Origin of the sequence: Paenibacillus sp. Soil750 (genome assembly GCF_001428045.1) — a bacterium.
GTDB lineage: Bacteria > Bacillota > Bacilli > Paenibacillales > NBRC-103111 > Paenibacillus_E > Paenibacillus_E allorhizoplanae.
This window is the reverse complement of the sequence record NZ_LMSD01000042.1, coordinates 80,023-94,413: the sequence shown is the minus strand read 5'-3', so window position 1 is coordinate 94,413 and position 14,391 is coordinate 80,023. Positions and strand designations below refer to the sequence as shown.

General features: G+C 44.8%; 14 protein-coding genes. 13 read left to right on the top strand and 1 reads right to left on the bottom strand.

The window, feature by feature from the left end; all coding sequences use genetic code 11:
- The first annotated feature begins 17 nt into the window (after window positions 1-17).
- Window positions 18-632 (top strand): fumarylacetoacetate hydrolase family protein, encoded by a 615-nt coding sequence (locus ASL11_RS31350; RefSeq protein ID WP_056623840.1) that lies wholly within the window; start codon window positions 18-20, stop codon window positions 630-632.
- Here the strand turns inward: ASL11_RS31350 and ASL11_RS31345 are convergent.
- Window positions 627-2,216, bottom strand: coding sequence for a PucR family transcriptional regulator (locus ASL11_RS31345; RefSeq protein WP_056623838.1), 1,590 nt, complete (start codon window positions 2,214-2,216; stop codon window positions 627-629). The genes ASL11_RS31350 and ASL11_RS31345 overlap by 6 nt on opposite strands.
- 273 nt (window positions 2,217-2,489) lie before the next feature.
- Here ASL11_RS31345 and ASL11_RS31340 point away from each other — a divergent pair, with 273 nt between their 5' ends.
- The 12 genes from ASL11_RS31340 to ASL11_RS31285 all read left to right on the top strand — a co-directional run bounded on the left by ASL11_RS31340 (window position 2,490) and on the right by ASL11_RS31285 (window position 14,386).
- Window positions 2,490-3,368: a substrate-binding periplasmic protein gene (locus ASL11_RS31340; RefSeq protein ID WP_056623835.1), complete on the top strand. Its 879-nt coding sequence runs from the start codon at window positions 2,490-2,492 to the stop codon at window positions 3,366-3,368.
- A 30-nt stretch (window positions 3,369-3,398) separates the two neighbouring features.
- Window positions 3,399-4,049 (top strand): amino acid ABC transporter permease, encoded by a 651-nt coding sequence (locus ASL11_RS31335; protein ID WP_056623832.1) that lies wholly within the window; start codon window positions 3,399-3,401, stop codon window positions 4,047-4,049.
- Between the two features lie 12 nt (window positions 4,050-4,061).
- Entirely contained in the window at window positions 4,062-4,841 is a 780-nt protein-coding gene (locus ASL11_RS31330) for an amino acid ABC transporter ATP-binding protein (protein ID WP_056623829.1), read from the top strand.
- A gap of 1 nt (window position 4,842) precedes the next feature.
- A complete protein-coding gene (locus tag ASL11_RS31325) occupies window positions 4,843-5,745 on the top strand; it encodes a nitrilase-related carbon-nitrogen hydrolase (protein ID WP_056623826.1) in 903 nt (300 codons plus the stop codon).
- Between the two features lie 12 nt (window positions 5,746-5,757).
- Window positions 5,758-6,531 carry a sulfite exporter TauE/SafE family protein gene (locus ASL11_RS31320; RefSeq protein ID WP_056623823.1) on the top strand — a complete coding sequence of 258 codons (774 nt, stop codon included), beginning with the start codon at window positions 5,758-5,760 and terminating at the stop codon, window positions 6,529-6,531.
- Between the two features lie 56 nt (window positions 6,532-6,587).
- Window positions 6,588-7,055: a YhcH/YjgK/YiaL family protein gene (locus ASL11_RS31315; protein ID WP_056623820.1), complete on the top strand. Its 468-nt coding sequence runs from the start codon at window positions 6,588-6,590 to the stop codon at window positions 7,053-7,055.
- Between the two features lie 301 nt (window positions 7,056-7,356).
- Entirely contained in the window at window positions 7,357-8,292 is a 936-nt protein-coding gene (locus ASL11_RS31310) for an ABC transporter permease (RefSeq protein WP_056624696.1), read from the top strand.
- A 16-nt stretch (window positions 8,293-8,308) separates the two neighbouring features.
- The gene (locus tag ASL11_RS31305; protein WP_056623816.1) at window positions 8,309-9,190 is read left to right on the top strand and encodes a carbohydrate ABC transporter permease; all 882 of its coding nucleotides are present in this window, start codon (window positions 8,309-8,311) and stop codon (window positions 9,188-9,190) included.
- 59 nt (window positions 9,191-9,249) lie between these two features.
- Window positions 9,250-10,767: an extracellular solute-binding protein gene (locus ASL11_RS31300; protein WP_056623813.1), complete on the top strand. Its 1,518-nt coding sequence runs from the start codon at window positions 9,250-9,252 to the stop codon at window positions 10,765-10,767.
- Window positions 10,768-10,808: 41 nt separating this feature from the next.
- Window positions 10,809-12,275: an aldehyde dehydrogenase family protein gene (locus ASL11_RS31295; protein WP_056623810.1), complete on the top strand. Its 1,467-nt coding sequence runs from the start codon at window positions 10,809-10,811 to the stop codon at window positions 12,273-12,275.
- Between the two features lie 33 nt (window positions 12,276-12,308).
- Window positions 12,309-13,220, top strand: coding sequence for a dihydrodipicolinate synthase family protein (locus ASL11_RS31290; protein WP_056623807.1), 912 nt, complete (start codon window positions 12,309-12,311; stop codon window positions 13,218-13,220).
- On the top strand, window positions 13,217-14,386 hold the full coding sequence (locus ASL11_RS31285) for a mandelate racemase/muconate lactonizing enzyme family protein (protein ID WP_056623804.1): 1,170 nt from the start codon (window positions 13,217-13,219) through the stop codon (window positions 14,384-14,386). The genes ASL11_RS31290 and ASL11_RS31285 overlap by 4 nt, the downstream gene beginning before the upstream one ends.
- Window positions 14,387-14,391: the final 5 nt, after the last annotated feature.

Sequence of the window (14,391 nt, the reverse complement as noted above, 5' to 3'; positions counted from 1 at the left end):
ATAAAGGGGAGCTTCTCATGAATATCCAAGCGTACTTGAAAGAAACACGCAAAATCATTGGTGTGGGACCGAATTTTAAAGCTTTTCGCGCTCAAAAAGGGATCACCCATGAGGAGGATCCCTTCCTTTTTATCAAGTCTCCGCAAAGCTTAACAGTAGAGACCGATATTTATTTGCCACCACAGCTTACGGAGTTCATCTGTGAGGTGGAAATGGCGGTCATTATCGGTCAAGAAGCCAGAAATATTGCGGAAGAAGATGTAGCATCCATTGTCGCGGGATATGCAATTGCTAATGATATTACGGCGAGTGCGCATTTTGATACGGGAAGATTCAAGATGTTTGATCAGATGACCCCGATTGGCCAGATGGTTTCTAATGCTGATCCACATCAGGTTGATCTCGAAATGTGGGTGAACGGCAATCTTATTCAGAAAGATAACACAGTGAACCTGCTATTCTCTTCGAATTGGTTGATTTCGCATATTTCACGCATGACAACCTTATGTAAGGGGGATATCATCTTAACAGGGACACCGTCGAATCCGATGACTTGTCAAATTGGCGATGTCGTTGAGATGAAAAGCCCGCAGCTAGGCAACCATCACTTTACGATTCACAAGGAACTATGAGCCCATCATAGTTCCTTTTTTTGTGGAAAAAGCGAACACTTTGACAGCCATTTGCAATTGGAAACGAATATCAGGGTCTTTCAAATCAACCCCTAATAAGGTTTGAACTTTTTCTAGACGATAGACAATGGAATTGTAATGGCAGAAAGAAGCCTTTGCGGTTTCCTTAATGTTTCCTCCGAATTGCAAGTAAGTAATTAACGTATCAACGAGCTTGGCGTTATTCTCTTTATCGAATGTGTATAGGGGCTGAATATACTGAAATAGCTGTTTTTTAATGGATTCTTGATCAGAAAGTACATGGACAATCGAGTACATACCGAGTTGGTCGTAGTAACATAGCGTTTCATGGGGCTGAATGAAGTCCCAGAGTTCTAGTGCCGTTACGGTTTCTTTGTAGCCCTCGTGTATGTCTGATAATCCCTTCGTGCTGCTGATGCCGAGGCGAATACTGGATTGTTTCAAGCATTTATGGAGCTCGGATTGGAGCTTGAGGTAGGCATTCTTCTGGTTAGCCAGCGGCTTTGGAATAAGGAAAACCCATTCATTCCCCATAGAAAGTAAGACGATGCCTTGAAGAATACAGTAAGCTTTCACATTCATGAGTTCTCGTGATGAAAAAGGTGGGAGCGGTGAGGTGAGACAAACATTGTAGCTAGTTTGCAGCTGAAGTCCACATGAGGCTGCCTGCAGTGCTATGGCTTGTGGATCGGTAATTTCACCTAAGATCCAGGTTTTGAGAAAAAGATCTTTCTGATTATCCTCTAAACTGCGCAGCGAATGTTGTTTGCTAAGGTGCAGGGTTAGTAAGTTAACCGTATGCTGTAGCAGGAACTGCAACGGCTCCCATTCCCCGTCCTTACACCCCCAACAGACAAAGTAAGCCATCGTTTCGTTATTTTTCTCAATCGGCAAATAAATTGTGGTTGTGTCATCGTCGAGCCAATAAGAAGGCAGTGCTGTGGTAGATGAATGCGGTGCAACGGGCCGAAGGTGTCTGGCATCAGGCCATTCCTTCCTGAACGCGGGATCAGTGGCATACATGTCAGATTCATAGGTAATCAAGGCAGCTTGCAAACCTGTACTCTTGGAAAATGTCTCGATAAAGGTTTTGCTGTTCTCGCCCATAATTAGCGTACTGGTAAGCAACTGTATCTTATGATGCTGTTCCATGAGCCAATTCGTTTTCTGGTTGAGAATTTCCTCAAGCACTTCCGAAATAGTTTGGGAATAGCCGATTTGATAGGCCAGCTCCAAGATGGGCAGCCCGTATTCATTAGAAAGAGTAACCATTTCTTCTGGAACGGTTTCGAGATACCGCTTAGTTTTGATACCGATAGCGGCTATTCCTGTTGCAGCAAGTTTGGGGATAAGCTCATTCTGAGCATTGGGGTTATCTTTAATGGAGTATGCGGTGGTGAGGAGGAGATCACCATGCCTTACCCAGTTGAAAACATCCGGTACTTCCATCACATTCACATTGGTAATGCGACGGTTTAAGCCCTTGGCGCCACTTATGATAGGATCTTCTCCAAATAGGAAAGGTTTATGAGCGATTAATTCATTCACACTGATTCCATTCATGGCCTAACCTCCTCAATTGTTATGTTAATAAAGCTAACATAAAATGAAGGTGGAGGAAAGAACAAATTTAGTAGGAATTACTAAAAAAATCTTTCGTCTATAGAGGAAAAGTAGAATGAATCGTTGAATATTACCGTAATGAGTACAGAATCTTTGTGAATGGTTCACAATGAAATCATGATAGATTTGTGAAGCAACTCTAATGTAAACCTAATTATCGTGATATATAATCTAACATATAAAGACAATATACATTACGGGGAGCTGGGGAAAATGAAACATGGTAAATGGATGAGTAAGGGTTTGGTTATTGCATCGCTTTTATTGGTTAGCGCTTGTGGAGCCAAAGCAACGACGACAGGTACAACGGCTAAGCCTGCTGATCAGTCAGTAGCATCAACAACTCCAGCCGTGGCTGCATCAAGTGTGCCTGCAACATCAGCAACAGTTCAACAAATTAAAAAGAATGGCAAGCTCGTGATTGGAACAAGCGGAAACTTCCGTCCAATGACCTTCATGAATGAACAAAGCCAGATCACAGGACTAGATATCGACATCGGTACAATGATTGCAGAGAAACTTGGCGTCAAGGTTGAGTTCGTGCCAGGAAATATCGCGGGCTTAATTCCGGGTCTCGTAGCAGGGAAATTCGATCTCGTGATGTCAGCTCTTTCGGAGACGGATGAGAGAAAGAAGAGTATTGATTTCTCCATACCTTATGGCAAAGACGGCACAGTAGCTGTGACGTTGAAGGATACGACCAAAGTAGAGGACGTAACAAAGTTGAGTGGTCTGATTACAGGCGTGATTGGCGGTTCAGCAACACATACCGTCATTAAGGAATTCGGTGGTTTCAAAGAACTGAAGGAATACCCGGGGAACGCGGAAGCATTCACAGATCTAAAAGCAGGTCGAATCGACCTTTACGCAGTTGGCAACATTGCAGCGAATGATTACATCAAGAATGATAAGAGCGATAAGCCACTTAAGTTGGTTGGTAATGTTGCAGCAGTGAAAAACATGGGAGTAGGTATGCGTAAAAATGAACCCGAATTGAAGGCAATTATTGATAGTCTAATTGATGAGAAGATGAAGGACGGAACTATCGATAAACTCGCTACCAAATGGGTAGGGGCACCGCTTCCGAAGTAACCTAAAATAAACAGAAAATGAGTGATTGGCATGGACTGGGAAATTGTATCCAATTATATGCCCCTCTATTTAGAGGGGGCGCTGACGACTTTCAAAATCTCCATACTAGCCATCTTGTGCGCAACAATACTTGGCTACTTTATTGCTCTTATGAGGCTTTCCAGTATCAGTGTAGTTCGCGGCATTGCCTTCGTTTATGTATGGGTATTTCGAGGAACCCCGTTAATGCTTACGCTGTTCTGGTTGTATTATGCCACGCCATTCGGTCTCAAGCTTCCTGCGTTTGTCGCAGGGCTTGCGGCCATGTCGATCAATTCCGCTTCCTTTAAGTCGGAGATCATTCGAGCAGGCATCATGTCCGTGGATCGAGGTCAATTAGAGGCAGCGGATTCGATCGGGATGAACCCTTTTCAGAAGATGATTCGCATCACCATTCCGCAAGCAATTAGACTGCTAACCCCACCTTATATTAATAACTGTGTCATCATGCTGAAAGAGTCAGCCATCGTATCCATTGTTACCGTGCCGGATTTAATGCTTGGCGCACAACGAGCTTATAACAGTACATACAGTGTCATGGAGACGCTGGGTGTGGCAGGAGTTATCTACTTAACCATGACCAGTTCGATCATGTTGCTGCAATTCTTCATCGAAAAGAAACTGCGTATTGCGAAAAGGTAGGAGGCATGAGATATGATTCATATTCGTGGACTAAATAAACAATTTCATGAGAAAAAGGTACTGGATCAAATCAATCTCGAAATTCGAGAGGGTGAGGTTGTCTCAATTATTGGACCGAGCGGTGCGGGGAAAAGCACATTGCTACGCTGTATGAACCTGCTGGAGGTGCCGACCTCAGGGGAGATTTACGTGGATACGCGTAAAGCCGAATATAAGACGAACGCTCGCGGACGCTTAACGCTGCAATCGTACATGAAATTGACCTGGCTTCGATCGGAGGTCAGCATGGTCTTTCAGCAATTTAATCTATGGCCGAATAAAACCGTACTGGATAACGTAACCGAAGGACCGCGTATTGTGAAAAAGGTTCCACGTAAAGAAGCAGAAGCAAAAGCGATTAAGCTGCTTGAAAAGGTTGGCTTACAAGAGAAAATTAATGAGTATCCCGCTAATTTATCGGGTGGTCAACAACAGCGTGTGGCGATAGCAAGAGCTTTGGCCATGGAACCGAAGGTTATTTTGTTCGACGAGCCGACGTCCGCACTTGACCCTGAATTAGTCCATGAAGTGCTCGATATCATGGTCAAACTTGCGAAAGAGGGCATGACGATGGTCGTCGTGACACATGAGATGAATTTTGCTCGCAACGTATCTGATCGCGTTCTTTTTATGGAGGATGGTCAAATTACGATGAGCGGGAAGCCAGACGAAGTCTTTCATATGAAAAATGCGAGGATGAACCAATTCATGCGCAAGATCACCCATGAGGTCGAACTGAGAGGAGTTAACTAAGATGAAGATTGCCAGCAGCCAGTTTCGGGCCAGAAAGCTAAGATCAATGAAAGACTTTGAGGATCATGTTCGGTGGCACGTTGAATCAGCCGTAGCACAAGGGGCGGAGCTGCTCTTATTGCCTGAGTTTTTCGCGATAGAGCTGCTCACGCTGCACCATTTTGACATCAAGAGTACGGAGGATGTCACGAAAATTTTCGAGTGGTTTGGCAAGGAATACACAGCAGCGATCAAGCAATTATGTGCCAATTTGGCCAAAGAGTATGAAATCACACTCGCTGCGGGGACGCATTTCGCCTATCAGCCGGATCGTAAATGCTATTACAATACAGCGTATGTCTTCACAGCTAGTGGAGCTGTTTTTGAACAGAACAAGATCCATCCTTCCTATGAAATGGTGTATAACAAAGAATTGACCACACCTGGCGATAAGCTGGATGTTTTCGAAATAAATGGTGTGACCTATGGTATCTCCATCTGCTATGATAACTCCTTCCCCGAAGTAGCACGTATCCTTAGTCAAATGGGGGCTGATATTATCCTCGCGCCGACTTGTTGTCTCGATGAATGGGGCCAAAGCCGCAATATTCTATTCGCTCAGGCAAGAGCTTCGGAGAATCAGGTGTACGTGGTGAATAGTCATATGATCGGATCGATTCCGTTCCCAACGCATATTCCTTACGGATTTACATTCACGGGTAAAAGCGGCATCTATTCACCGATTCAACCGATGATTGGTACGCCAAATGCGATTGTCAGCCAAGGGGAAGCGAATGTGGAGATGGTTGTCGTGGGAGATATTAATCTCGATTACTTGAAATACATTCGAGAAAATGGACATAATCGGAATCGTACCGATATGCGGCCTTCTTTCTATCAACAATATGCCTTTCAAACAACCTGAATGAGAAAGTAGATGGCGAATGTGGACATTCTAGCAACCATGCTTCTGATGGGGATGATCTTAGGCTTTGCCGGTACGGGGGGCTCTGGCTTTATTATTGGGATTCTCCTAGCCGTGTTCCATGTCCCTGTTCATACAGCGCTTGGCACTTCAATTGCAGCGATGGTTTTTACAACTTTATCAGGTTCAATCAGTCATTTCCGAGAAGGGAATGCTAGGCTTCGATCAGGCCTCATTATTGGGGCATTTGGGGCGGGTGGTGCGTATGCCGGAACCTTCGTGGCTCGCATGATTGCAGCTGATCAGCTCATTTGGCTGACCAGTGGTATGTTGTTCGTCTCTGGGCTTCTTATTTGGCTTCGGACAAGTAAGGTGTTTTCCTCGAAGGAGCGGGTGCTTGCTGAGGAATCTGTTGAAGTAAAGCAAGTAAAGTTCTGGGTATTGGCGGCGTTGACGGGTATAGTAACGGGTTCACTCTCTGGGGTTTTTGGGATTGGATCTACACCATTCATCCAGCTGGCTTTGCTCATTCTATTCGGGTTTCCACTCCGACAAGCGGTGGGGACGACAATGGTCGTTATACTACCCATCGCTTTGTTCGGGTCGATTGGTTTTTTCCAAGCTGGATTCTTGGACTTTGTATTGCTCGCACAAGTCGTTACGGGGACGATGATCGGTTCTTATATTGGGGCTAAATTTACGAAGAGAGCTCCGAAGCTGCTGCTTCGCTCGGCGATGATTATGACGCCGATAGCGGGGGCGTTATTGATGCTGGTGAAAACATAGGATGCGTGAGGATTTCACTCGTTTGAAACTGTCATATTGGCTAGGAGGAACCACACTTGATTTTAGGAGATTTCCGCAAGTGGTCAGAGGATAAATGGTTATTCTCTGAGCGGCTTGCGCAGAAGCTGGACTACCTGTCTACATGTTCATTCGATGAAATCGAGGATGGGTTATATCCTGTGGGGGAAGACGGTACCTATCTGGTCGTGAAAACGACAGCAACGATCCCCTTCTCAGAGGCATTGCCAGAGCGACATCAACGATATATGGATATTCACTATATCCTTGCCGGATCAGAGACCATTGGCTTTGCTCGGGATAGCGAGAAGAATCACCCGGTTGAGGTGATTCCAGCCATTGACGATCATACCTTTTTCCATGGTGCGGAAAATGAGATGGAGTTGACGCTATGTCCAGGGCAGTTCGCCATTTTTATGCCATCAGATATTCACAGGCCTTGGTGTAAGGGGACTAAGTCCGAATATGTTAGAAAGGCTTTGTTGAAGGTGATAGTCCCTAATTAATGCTATAGTAACGGAAAAGTTCATAACGAAGCCCAGTAAATTAGATAGTTAATTTACTGGGCATTTTTGTGCGATACAACGGAATGAAGCTAATAGCTAAATCATTACGATGACAGCAAAGAATGATTACTTGAAGGTTGCACATCCGCTAAACGCCCGTCATGTAAGGGTTTTCAAGGTTGAGAAAAAGAAGTTAAATGAGTACGATAGCCTGATATTCATTTCATAACTTATGATACGAGGGAAGCCAAACACATACCAGTCAGGAGGAAGTCGAGTGCCGCAACCCTTGGAAGCACAAATGCAAAGAGCTCGATTAAGCTCATTTAAACGATCACAGCTAGTGCGAGATCTCTTAAGAGATCGATGGATGTATCTACTTTTGTTTCCCGGGATCTTATATTTTGTCGTATTCAAATATGTTCCGATGCTTGGTCTGGTCATGGCGTTTCAGGACTACAAGCCTTTTACCGGATTTATAAACAGTCCATGGGTTGGCTTTAAACATTTTGAACGATTTTTTATGGAGCCCCAATTCTGGTCACTGTTTCGAAATACTTTGTTGTTAGCCATCTATAATTTAGTCTTCTTTTTTCCGCTTCCGATCCTATTAGCTCTTATGATTAATGAAGCACGAAGAGAGATGTTCAAACGAATCGTCCAAACATTGCTCTATTTGCCGCATTTCATTTCTTGGGTAGTTGCTGTAGGTATATTTTATGTGTTATTTACGACTGAGGGTGGCGTCGTTAATGAATTGCTAGCACAATTCGGGTTTGAGAAAATCCCATTTATGCTAAGTGAAGAATGGTTTAGACCCATGATTATTGCGCAATCGATATGGAAAGAGGCTGGTTGGGGGACGATTATCTTCTTAGCTGCTTTGTCTGGCGTTGACTTGCAATTGTATGAAGCTGCTCGGATGGATGGGGCTGGTCGCTGGCGCCAACTCTGGCATATAACGATACCTGCGATCCGAAGTACGATTGTGATTCTGTTTATTCTACGATTGGGAAGTTTCTTGGATACAGGCTTTGAACATATCTTCCTGATGTTGAACTCGATGAACCGTGAAGTGGGCGAAGTGTTCGATACCTATGTGTATATGAAGGGTTTGACACAGGCGCAATATAGTTATAGTACTGCAGTTGGTTTGTTCAAATCGTTAGTGGGGCTGATACTTGTCCTCGGTGCGAACAAGCTAGCGAAGAAGTTTGGCGAAGAAGGCGTTTACTAGGAGGTGGAGATATACAATGCCAACGAATGATAAGACATTAAGCAATAAAGTATTCGATTGGGTTAACTATGCGTTATTAACACTTGTTTCCTTGATCACGATTATACCGTTTGTCTATATTGTTTCGGTATCTTTTGCAGCCCCTTCAGAGGTTGTCAAAGGTGGATTGCTTTTGATACCTACTAAATTTACGCTTAGTGCGTATAAATACATTTTTTCAACGGACACCATGATTAGAAGCATCGGAGTATCGATTTATGTAACCGTTTTAGGAACATTGATCAATCTTATACTCACTTCGTTTACAGCCTATCCATTGGCTCGAGCCACGTTGCGTGGGCGTAAAACCTTCATGTTACTAATCCTGATTACGATGCTTTTCAGTGGCGGTATGATCCCGACCTACTTCGTCGTCAAATCGGTTGGCCTGATTAATTCGTATTGGTCTCTTATGATTCCAACAGCCATTAGTGCATTTAACTTAATCGTCCTAAAAAACTTTTTTCAGCAAATTCCAGATGGATTGGAAGATGCTGCGAGAATTGATGGCTGCAACGATATCGGGACTTTATTCAGAATCGTGCTACCCTTGTCCATGCCAGCTATGGCGACTTTCGGAATGTTTTACGCAGTGGGACATTGGAATACGTTCTTCCATGCTGTTATTTATATCAACGATTCTGAGAAATGGCCCGTACAGGTTGTGCTTAGGCAAATTGTGCTCATGTCTCAAGATAAAATTGGCGATTCGACCTCGCAGTCCGATCCGACAGATTATTTGCCACAAACGATTCGGATGGCTTCAATTGTGGTTGCGACAATACCCATTGTTCTCGTCTACCCATTCTTACAGAAGCATTTTGCGAAAGGCGTTTTATTAGGTTCGGTAAAGGGATAACCTATTGTGGTTCATCTTTGCATATGTACCATATTATTCATAATCATGGAGGGGTAAGAATGATGAAAAAAAGGTATATGGCTTTACTTTGCTCCATCGCGTTGACAACTGGTACACTTGCAGCTTGTGGAAACAGCACAGATCCGAAGAAAGAAGAAAAAACGGTGGATAACACACCACTAGAGGTAACCATTGCTACGCCGCAGGTAGGAGAAGCGCCTAAGAAGGGCAGCGACATTGAGCTGGCGATAGAGAAATATACGAATGCCAAAATCGATATTCAATGGATTCCAGATGCTGCTTTTGAAGACAAGAAGAACATCATGATTGCTTCTAGCGAAATGCCGAAAGCTTTTAAAGTGAAAGCTAACGCTTCGACCCTAAATGCCATCCAGTCCGGCTTGTTCTGGGGAATTGGCCCATTATTGAAGGATTACAAAAATTTATCGGAGCTTAGTCCGATGTATTACGACAACATTAAAGTGGATGGCAAGCTATATGGGCTGCCGTTATACCGTGACATAGGACGTGCAGGTATCATCTACCGTAAAGACTGGTTTAGTGGGCTCGGCTTAAAGCCTCCAGTTACACTAGACGATTGGTACAACATGGCCAAAACAGTGGCAGAAAAAGATCCTGATAAGAATGGCCAAGCGGATACGTACGGCTTCTTCTTGGATAAAAACTATAACGATCCAGTGCTTAGCAGCAGCTTTTTAACTCGTCTATCTGTTCCGAATGGGGCGCCTAATAAATGGGGGGTTGAAAATGGTAAAATCGTAGCTGAATTTATGACGAAGCCGTATATGGACTCCTTGAAGTTATTGAAACGTTTGTATGCTGAGAAATTAATTAACCAGGATTTCTCCATCGTGCAAACAGCGGATTCCGATAATAAATGGAATGCTGGTAAAGTTGGTATTCGTGTTAACACGGTAGCAACAGCTGCTGCACTTTCTTTTGATAACGTTTCGAAATCAACGCCAAGCGCAGTAGTAGATGTCGTACCATTTGAAGGTCCATCTGGACTTAAAGTTCCGGCTGAGTCTGGAAACAACGGTTTCTTCCTTTTTCCTAAATCGAGCGTGAAGACCGAAGCGGAACTGAAGCGCCTGTTAGGCTTCTTCGATAAGCTGCTAGATGCTGAAATGTCAACGCTTCTGACAAGAGGGGTTGAAGGCAAGCACTTTACCAAAACAGAGGATGGCAAGGGTCAAATTAAAGATTTGACACTGTTCAACCTTGAAGTTAAACCGTACCGTGATAGCTTGCCGTCATTCGAAACAGCAGGAAAAGGACTTCCGTTGAAGCAAAATGATCTACAGGCAAAAGGTTCGAAGATCGCTCAGGATAATCTGAAAAGTGTCGTTCCGAATGTGGCCCTGACATTTAATTCGAAGACCTACGCTGAAAAGGGCGTTGAGCTCGATAACATGATTCGTGATGCTCAAACCAAATACATTATGGGTAAAATCGACGACGCTGGCTGGCAGGCTGAACTTGATAAATGGATGAAAGCAGGCGGCGAGAAGGTCATTGCTGAGTACACGGCAGAATACGCTAAGCAGAAAAAATAGAGTGATCCATAAATATAGAGTCTGAGAGACGGAGTGAGTACATGCTTACAAATGTAAATGTCATCGATAAAACCGCTTATATCAATGGCTGCTGGGTAGAACCCGGCAGCCGCCCATCTAAGGATCATTACAGCCCCCTAAATACGGAGTTATTAGTAGGACGCAGCCTCCAATTGAGCAAGGAAGACGTGGACTTAGCCGTTGCAAGTGCTAAGCAAGCGCTTCCAACATGGTCTAGCTTGTCAGGTACGCAAAGAGCAGCTTGTTTGTTTAAAGCCGCACAGAAGATTGAGGATCATCTCGAGGAATTGGCACAACTTCTTACTGCTGAGATGGGAAAACCGATCGGCGAGGCAAGAGGTGAAGTCAATCGTGCTGTCGTACTGTTCCGGTATTACGCAGGTGAGGGACTACGCAGCATTGGCGAGGTATTGCCCTCCACGGACGGTGTATCCCACTTATACACGACGCGGGTACCGCTTGGCGTCGTAGGTCTGATCACACCTTGGAATTTTCCTGTCGCCATTCCTGTATGGAAGATGGCGCCTGCCATAATATTTGGTAATACCGTTGTTTGGAAGCCTGCAGAGCATTCTACCATTACGGCATCCAAGCTCATGCAGCTCTTGGAAGAGAGCGGCTTGCCGCAAGGCGTTGTTAATCTTGTTAGCGGCTCAGGCTCCGTTGTTGGACAACGTATTCTAGATCATCCCGATGTGACGGGAATCTCATTCACGGGCTCAGATGCTGTCGGCAAGCAAGTTTCGCAAGCCGCATCTTCCCGTCATGCGAAGTATCAATTGGAGATGGGCGGAAAGAACGCGACCATTGTGCTTGCGGACGCCGATCTGGAGAAAGCGGCTGATGTCATCATTAGTGCTGCCATGCGTTCTGCTGGTCAGAAGTGTACGGCGACTAGCCGTGTTATCGTCGAGAAGTCTGTGAAAGAACAATTGACTTCCATGTTGATCGAACGCGCGAACGGCATTAAATTGTCCAATCCGCAGGAAAATGACTGTTATCTTGGACCTGTTGTGTCCAAACGTCAATACGAGTCGATTCTGGCATTTATCCAAATCGGTATCCAAGAAGGAGCCCAAGTGCTTGCTGGTGGTAAAGCGAAGACGGAGGGCGAATTTGCTAAAGGGTACTATATCGAACCTACGATTCTAGATCGTGTCGACCCGCAATCCACGCTCGCACAAGAGGAAATTTTCGGTCCGGTCTTAGTGATTAACGAGGCCGATCATCTTGATCATGCGATCGATCTGGCTAATAGCGTTCGTTACGGATTAGCAGCTGCTATTTTTACACAAAATCAAAAGCATGTTCATCACTTTGTGAATCGCATCGAAGCTGGCTTGATCAAGGTGAACGGTGAAACTGCTGGTGTGGAACCCCAGGCTCCATTTGGCGGTATGAAGCTATCCAGCTCCTATTCTCGTGAACAGGGAAGAGCAGCAATCGAGTTTTTCACACAAGTCAAAACCGTCGTGGTTACACCATAGTCATTGGAGTGAAACGAAAGGAAGTGAATCCAGATGGATTATGCTGCATTCAGTAAAAGGCTGGAAACGATTTCAGCTATCAATATTACACCTTTTGATGAAGAGACGCGCCGAATTGACTGGGAAGGACTGGAAGCGAATATCGAGTTCTTGCTGGCAAATGGTACCGAAGTGATTGTGCCCTGCGGAAATACGGGCGAATTCTATGCGTTAACGCTGGATGAAGCGAAGGACGTGACCAAACGGGTCGTCGAAATCGTAAATCATCGTGCCATTGTTATGGCTGGTATCGGATATTCCGTTGAAACCGCCGTAGAGCTTGGGAAGCATGCTCAGCAGGTTGGTGCGGACTGTGTGATGATCCATCAGCCCATTCATCCTTACATCACGACGCCTGGTGCGGTGTCCTATTACCGTAATGTGATTGAAAGCTTGGATATTCCGTCCATCCTTTATTTGAAAGATGCTCATGTTTCGGACGATATCTTGTTTAGCTTAGCACCGTTGGATAAATGCGTGGGTGTGAAGTATGCGATCAACGATCTTCCGCGTTTTACCGAAACGGTGCGCAAAATCAGCGCAGAATACAACATCGCCTGGATCTGCGGGACAGCTGAAAAGTGGGCACCTTACTTCTACAATGCAGGGGCAAAAGGATTTACGTCGGGCTTAATCAATGTAAATCCCAGTATCTCGCAAGGGATGCTGCAAGCATTACGCGATCAAGATTGGCCTACTGTATGGAGTCTGTGGGAAGATGTTCTGCCTTTCGAGAACTTGCGTGCCAAATATAATGCCGGTAACAATGTAGTCGCTGTGAAGGAAGCGATGGAACAATTGGGACTTCGTGCCGGCGTCACGCGCGAACCTGTAGATCCTTTGAATGAAGCGGATAAGAAGGAAGTAACGAATCTACTAAACGAATGGGGGCTGCTAACAACATGAAAATTTCAGATCTTAGACTTACGGTTATCGCAATGCCGCGTAATACAGGGTTTGTCTGCAAGCATGTCATCGTGGAGATTGATGCGGATAACGGATTAACAGGTATTGGTGAAATGTCGGACTTCTCTCATCTTCCTCATTATTCATTAGACATTCAGGACATGGCTGTGGTGCTCAAGTCCATTCTATTAGGCCAGAGCCCATTTGATATTTCACTGCTCAATAAGGAGCTGCTCAGCAATTTTCCAGAAACGATGTTTTATTATGAAAAGGGTAACTTTATCCGAAACGGGATTGATGCGGCTTTACACGATCTTTGCGCGAAATCGCTGGGAATTTCCGTAGCTGAATTTATTGGCGGAAGAATCAAAGAGAAAATTAAAGTCTGCTATCCGATTTTCAGACATCGCTTTATGGAAGAGGTAGAAGAAAATCTGGCGATTGTCCGCGAGAGACTGAGTAAAGGCTTTGATACATTCCGACTCTATGTTGGAAAAAACTTAGATGCCGATGAAGCATTTTTGGCTGGCGTAAAGCAGGAATTTGGATCGAAAGTGACGATTAAATCGCTGGACTTCAGCCATTTATTGGACTGGAAATCGGCGTTGAAGGCCACGAAACGATTGTCGCAATATGATTTCCAGATGGTGGAGAGCCCAGCCGTTCAGAATGATTTCGAGGGACTTCATCATTACCGAATGAACACGGAATACCCAGTAAGTGAGCATGTATGGAGCTTCCGTCAGCAGTCCGAAATGATTAAGCACGATTCGGTCGATATTTTTAACATATCACCTATTTTTATCGGTGGAATTACTGCTGCTAGGAAAGCAGCTGCTGCTGCGGAAGTCGCCGGGAAATCGTGCTTGATTGGTACAACGCAGGAGCTGTCTGTAGGTACAGCGGCTATGGCACATCTGGGAAGCTCGCTTGTGAATTTGAACTATACATCAGATCCGACTGGACCTGAATTGTATATTGGCGATATTGTTAAAAGTCCAGTTCAATACGAGAACGGATATCTTCTTGTTCCGGGACGTGACTTGCCCGGTCTAGGTATGGAGCTAGACTGGGATCAAATCAACAAATACCGCGTGGACGATCTAAGCTGGGGGAACGTATCCGTTCATCAACTTCAGGACCGTACCTCGCAAACCAAGAAGTAAGCATG

Bases quoted from the DNA above. Each gene is read 5' to 3' on its own strand.
- ASL11_RS31335 (WP_056623832.1), top strand. From the start codon at position 3,399: ATGGACTGGGAAATTGTATCCAATTATATGCCCCTCTATTTAGAGGGG.
- ASL11_RS31350 (WP_056623840.1), top strand. From the start codon at position 18: ATGAATATCCAAGCGTACTTGAAAGAAACACGCAAAATCATTGGTGTG.
- ASL11_RS31340 (WP_056623835.1), top strand. From the start codon at position 2,490: ATGAAACATGGTAAATGGATGAGTAAGGGTTTGGTTATTGCATCGCTT.
- ASL11_RS31330 (WP_056623829.1), top strand. From the start codon at position 4,062: ATGATTCATATTCGTGGACTAAATAAACAATTTCATGAGAAAAAGGTA.
- ASL11_RS31320 (WP_056623823.1), top strand. From the start codon at position 5,758: ATGGCGAATGTGGACATTCTAGCAACCATGCTTCTGATGGGGATGATC.
- ASL11_RS31310 (WP_056624696.1), top strand. From the start codon at position 7,357: ATGCAAAGAGCTCGATTAAGCTCATTTAAACGATCACAGCTAGTGCGA.
- ASL11_RS31345 (WP_056623838.1), bottom strand. From the start codon at position 2,216: ATGAATGGAATCAGTGTGAATGAATTAATCGCTCATAAACCTTTCCTA.
- ASL11_RS31285 (WP_056623804.1), top strand. From the start codon at position 13,217: ATGAAAATTTCAGATCTTAGACTTACGGTTATCGCAATGCCGCGTAAT.
- ASL11_RS31305 (WP_056623816.1), top strand. From the start codon at position 8,309: ATGCCAACGAATGATAAGACATTAAGCAATAAAGTATTCGATTGGGTT.
- ASL11_RS31290 (WP_056623807.1), top strand. From the start codon at position 12,309: ATGGATTATGCTGCATTCAGTAAAAGGCTGGAAACGATTTCAGCTATC.
- ASL11_RS31295 (WP_056623810.1), top strand. From the start codon at position 10,809: ATGCTTACAAATGTAAATGTCATCGATAAAACCGCTTATATCAATGGC.
- ASL11_RS31300 (WP_056623813.1), top strand. From the start codon at position 9,250: ATGATGAAAAAAAGGTATATGGCTTTACTTTGCTCCATCGCGTTGACA.
- ASL11_RS31325 (WP_056623826.1), top strand. From the start codon at position 4,843: ATGAAGATTGCCAGCAGCCAGTTTCGGGCCAGAAAGCTAAGATCAATG.